We start from the raw sequence: 4,844 nt of genomic DNA, 5'->3' as shown, positions 1-4,844 counted from the left end.
AATGAAGGTAACATTTTAAAATTTTGAGTGGTTGTCCTAACCACTCTATTTCTTTAGGGGGTCGTTTGGCTAGACCCCCCGCTCTATCTAGCTTGTAGCCCCTCTGTCACCCCTTGAAGAGAATCGTCGTTCAAAACCTTGCGTTTTCATCAGCCCGTGTCCTGTAGGGGCGAAGCATTCGGGCAATAACCTATCGGTGAAACCGGAGATTTTCTATCCGAATGCTTCGCCCGTACTTTTTCAGCAAACCCTAGGCAGGCGTTAAAAATTATCAGAAACCCCCCTTATCAAGGGTGATCCCCCCGCCTATCGGCACCCCCCTTATCAAGGGTGATCCCCCCGCCTATCGGCACCCCCCTTATCAAGGGTGATCCCCCCGCCTATCGGCACCCCCCTTATCAAGGGGGGCAGGGGGGATCGAACCTAAAATCTATTCTTAATTTAATTATAACCAGCTACTTAGAAATTTTCAAATAGAAGCAATGGCAGCCCTAGAAAAAGCCTTAGAAAAAGAAGTGGAAAACTCGATCGCCACCGTGATTAAATTAGCCATATCTCAGTGACAACGGCAAGAGCCTGACATCAACCCCATGGACGACAATTAAGAATGACAACCTAAAATCTTTTCGCTAATTTTGCCATAGACTGCACCCTTTGCTTCTAAAATAGGCTATTGCGGCTAGACCCCAATATTGGTCAAGCATTTGCCCGTAGACTGAAAAAAGCACGTTATAAAGATTATGGCCAAAGTTCTGGTATCCGATTCGATCGATCCGGTAGGAGTAGAAATTCTGTCACAGGTTGCCCAAGTGGACGTGAAAACAGGACTATCTGCCGAGGAAATCATTCAAATTATCCCCGAATACGACGCGCTGATGCTCCGTTCCAGTACCCGCGTCACCAAAGAAATCGTCGAAGCGGGCAGCAAACTGCAAATTATCGGCCGCGCGGGGGTAGGAGTCGATAATATCGATGTTCCTGCGGCCACTCGTCAGGGTATTATTGTCGTTAACTCTCCCGAAGGTAACACGATCGCCGCTGCCGAACACGCCTTGGCCATGATGTTATCCCTTTCCCGTCATATTCCCGATGCCAATCAGTCGGTAAAAGCGAATAAATGGGAAAGAAATCGCTTTATCGGCACAGAAGTTTATAAAAAGAACCTAGGAGTCGTCGGTTTAGGTAAAATTGGCTCCCACGTCGCCAAAGTGGCTAGATCCCTAGGCATGAAAATTCTCGCCTACGATCCCTTTATTTCCAAAGAACGCGCCGATCAACTCGGTTGCACCCTGGTGGATCTGGAATTACTCTTTGCTGAGTCCGATTTTATCACCCTCCACGTCCCGAAAACTTCCGAAACCCAGCATCTCATCGGTCGGGAAACCCTCGCTAAGATGAAACCCACGGTCCGCATCATTAACTGTTCCAGAGGCGGCATTATCGACGAGTTGGCTTTAATTGAAGCCCTCGAATCCGGTAGAATCGCCGGGGCAGCCTTGGATGTATTTGAACAGGAACCCTTAGGCGAATCTAGATTAAGAGAATTGTCTAACGTCATTCTCACTCCCCACCTAGGTGCCTCGACTACGGAAGCACAGGTTGGTGTGGCTGTTGATGTGGCCGAACAAATTCGCGATGTCCTCCTCGGGTTGCCAGCGCGTTCGGCCGTTAATATCCCCGGACTAACTCCTGATGTTATGGAAAAACTGCGCCCTTACCTGCAATTAGCGGAAACTATGGGTAATCTTGTCAGTCAGTTGGCAGGAGGTCGCTGTGACTCGTTAAATGTCCGTTTACAGGGAGAATTGGCCACTAAAGACAGTCAACCTCTGGTGGTAGCGGCCATTAAGGGCTTACTTTCCCAAGCCCTCCGGGAACGGGTAAACTATGTTAATGCGGCGATCGAAGCTAAGGAACGCGGTATCCGGGTAATCGAAACCCGGGATGCTTCCACCCGGGACTATTCGGGATCGATTCATTTGGAAGCTAATGGTTCCATGGGAACCCATTCCGTCACCGGAGCGCTGTTAAGTACGGGAGAAATCCGCATTACTGACCTCGATGAGTTCCCCATTAACGTGCCACCGAGTAATCATATGTTATTCACCCTTCACCAGGATATGCCTGGTATTATTGGCAAAATTGGCGCACTTTTAGGTAGTTTTAACGTCAATATCGCCAGTATGCAGGTAGGACGCAAAATTATTCGCGGTGATGCGGTTATGGCCCTGAGTCTCGATGATCCTCTACCAGAAGGTCTGCTCTCGGAAATTACTAAAGTCCCCGGTATCCGCGATGCTTACACAGTAAAACTCTAGATTAAATCAGTTATCAGCTTCTGAAGGCAAGAGGCAACCCCCCACCCCCCTAGGGTTGATTCAAGGTAGGGTTGATTCAAGGTAGGGTTGATTCAAGGTAGGGTTGATTCAAGGTAGGGTTGATTCATGAATCAACCCTACTACCGACATCGGGGGGGCAAGGGGGCTAATCTAAGAATAAGCGGTTTAAATGCGTCTTAGCTTAATCAGTAATCAGTGAAGTAGGGAGGCACAATTATTTGTAGGATGGGTTAGCGGTAGCGTAACATAATCGGGCGTTGGGTTTCATGCTTCAACCCAACCTACGTTCATCTTATATTTAATTCCACCCACCTACTTAATACTGTTGACTGAAAACTCAAATCTGATAACTGATCCCTGATCACTGATAACTGATATATGTCTAATAGTTGGTGGGAAATTACGGTTTTGTGCGAACCTAGTCTCGAAGAAACGGTTTTCTGGAGACTGGAAGATTTTGGCTGTTCGGGAACGGCCACTGCTAAAAAACAATCCTCTTTGGAGGTTAAGGCCTACATACCGGAAATTAAAGCGCAATTGCCCGATTTAGAGGCACTAAGCCTCTGGTTAAAGCAGGATGCTTTGATTTTAGGTTTTCCCGAACCTGTCACCAGTTGGCAGTTAATAGACGAGGAAGACTGGGCCAGCAGTTGGAAACAACATTGGCAAATTAGCGAGATCGGCGATCGCTTTTTGATCTGTCCTGCTTGGTTAAATCCCCCGGAAAATAACCAGAGATTGGTGATTAAAATTGACCCCGGTTCCGCTTTTGGCACGGGAACCCACCCCACCACCCAATTATGTCTAGAATCCCTAGAAATGCGTTTAAGTAGCCATCCAGAGAATAAAATTATCGCCGATATCGGTTGTGGTTCCGGCATACTGGCGATCGGGGCGATTTTATTAGGAGCGAAAAAAGTTTATGCTGTCGATATAGATCCCCTGGCGGTGAGTGCGACAGGCAGTAATCGCCATCTCAACGGGATTAACCCCGAAAATTTAGCTATTAATCAGGGTAGTGTCGAGGAGTTGTTAGAATTAATTCCCGATGGTGTTGATGGCATAGTTTGTAATATTTTAGCCGAGACAATTATCGCTTTAATGCCCGCAATCACCCGTCTGGCAAAACCCACCACTTGGGGAATTTTAAGCGGCATCCTCGTCACCCAAGCACAAGCGGTTACAGATATTTTAGAACCCCAAGGCTGGACAGTGGCTGCCCTATGGAAACGTCAAGAATGGTGTGGTCTTCAAATTCGTCGCACCGTGGATTAGTATCGGGTTTGCGGCAAAAAGTTTTTCGTGGGGGTAGGGTGTGGGGTGTGGGGTTTTACCCATTTTGGCGAGCGGGGAGCAGCACAACCGGGGGAATACCGACCCCTGATTTCTGAACGAGTACGGAGGGAGTCGAACCCCCGACACCCAGGACCGGAACCTGGTGCTCTATCCTCTGAGCTACGTACCCACAATAAAATACTATTACATTATACCACTAGCCGACGCAGTAGAGCAGAAATTTCCATGACTAGCGATCGCCCTTTAAAACTACTAATCAGTAACGATGACGGCATTTCCGCTCTAGGAGTCCGCACCCTCGCTAACACCCTCGCTACTGCGGGCCATCAAGTCATCGTAGTTTGTCCAGACGGCGAGCGCTCTGCTACCGGTCATGGCTTAACCCTACACCATCCCATCCGGGCCGAACAGGTGGAAGGAATTTTTCACCCCGATGTGATTGCTTGGTCTTGCTCGGGAACTCCCGCCGATTCGGTGAAATTTGCCCTTAGTGCCGTCCTCAAAGAGCGTCCCGATTTAGTTTTAGCCGGCATTAACCACGGGTCTAATCTCGGCACCGATATCCTCTATTCTGGCACGGTTTCCGCGGCCATGGAGGGCTTAATCGAAGGTATTCCCAGTATTGCTGTTAGTCTGGCTAGTTTTAAAGCCTGTGATTTCCAACCGGCCGCCGATTTTGCCCTCACTTTAGTCAGGAAAGTTGCCCTTAACCCTTTTTCTATTCCCACTTTACTCAATGTGAACGTCCCTCCGGTTAGTAGTGCCGAAATCAAGGGGGTGAAAATCACTAGGCAGGGATTGCGACGCTACGAGGAAACCTTCGAGAAAAGACTGGATCCTAGGGGTAAAAGTTATTACTGGTTAATTGGGGAAGTGGTGGAAGATATCGAACAACCGGACTACAGCCATTTACCCCCGCAAGTGCCTACGGATGTGCGCGCTATTGGCGAGAATTTTATCACCATCACGCCCCTACAATACAATTTAACTGATGTGCAGGGTTTTCAACATTTGTACGGAAATTCTTGGTTTGATTGAGGATCATCGGAAATTTTGGGTCTGAAACCCCGCCGTTCTAGGTTGGCTTTACGTTATACTTTGCACGGCTACAACTTGCATTTTTTACTCAAGGACAATAATATAGTTTAAGAGTCATAATTAGAAGCAAAGCACTCATTAAAAACATGATTAACCTAGAATTCACGGAAG

Annotated in this window: 3 protein-coding genes and 1 tRNA gene; 3 read left to right on the top strand and 1 reads right to left on the bottom strand. The window is 47.9% G+C overall.

Translation table 11 applies throughout. The annotated features are described in order from the left end of the window. Positions 1–740: 740 nt before the first annotated feature. Both serA and prmA read left to right on the top strand, forming a co-directional pair. Positions 741–2,318, top strand: coding sequence for a phosphoglycerate dehydrogenase (gene serA / locus EWV66_RS20110; RefSeq protein ID WP_052278048.1), 1,578 nt, complete (start codon positions 741–743; stop codon positions 2,316–2,318). Between the two features lie 399 nt (positions 2,319–2,717). Further along, positions 2,718–3,614 (top strand): 50S ribosomal protein L11 methyltransferase, encoded by an 897-nt coding sequence (prmA, locus tag EWV66_RS20105; RefSeq protein WP_287107176.1) that lies wholly within the window; start codon positions 2,718–2,720, stop codon positions 3,612–3,614. Positions 3,615–3,731: 117 nt separating this feature from the next. Here prmA and EWV66_RS20100 read toward each other — a convergent pair. Then, positions 3,732–3,804 (bottom strand) — tRNA-Arg (locus EWV66_RS20100). A gap of 56 nt (positions 3,805–3,860) precedes the next feature. Here EWV66_RS20100 and surE point away from each other — a divergent pair. Further along, positions 3,861–4,673, top strand: coding sequence for a 5'/3'-nucleotidase SurE (surE, locus tag EWV66_RS20095; RefSeq protein WP_043995738.1), 813 nt, complete (start codon positions 3,861–3,863; stop codon positions 4,671–4,673). The last annotated feature ends 171 nt before the right edge of the window (positions 4,674–4,844 follow it).

Source organism: Microcystis sp. M_OC_Ca_00000000_C217Col, assembly GCF_007095585.1.
Classification (GTDB): domain Bacteria; phylum Cyanobacteriota; class Cyanobacteriia; order Cyanobacteriales; family Microcystaceae; genus Microcystis; species Microcystis panniformis.
The sequence above is the reverse complement of the archived record's forward strand: the minus strand, read 5'-3'. Positions and strand labels throughout refer to the sequence as shown.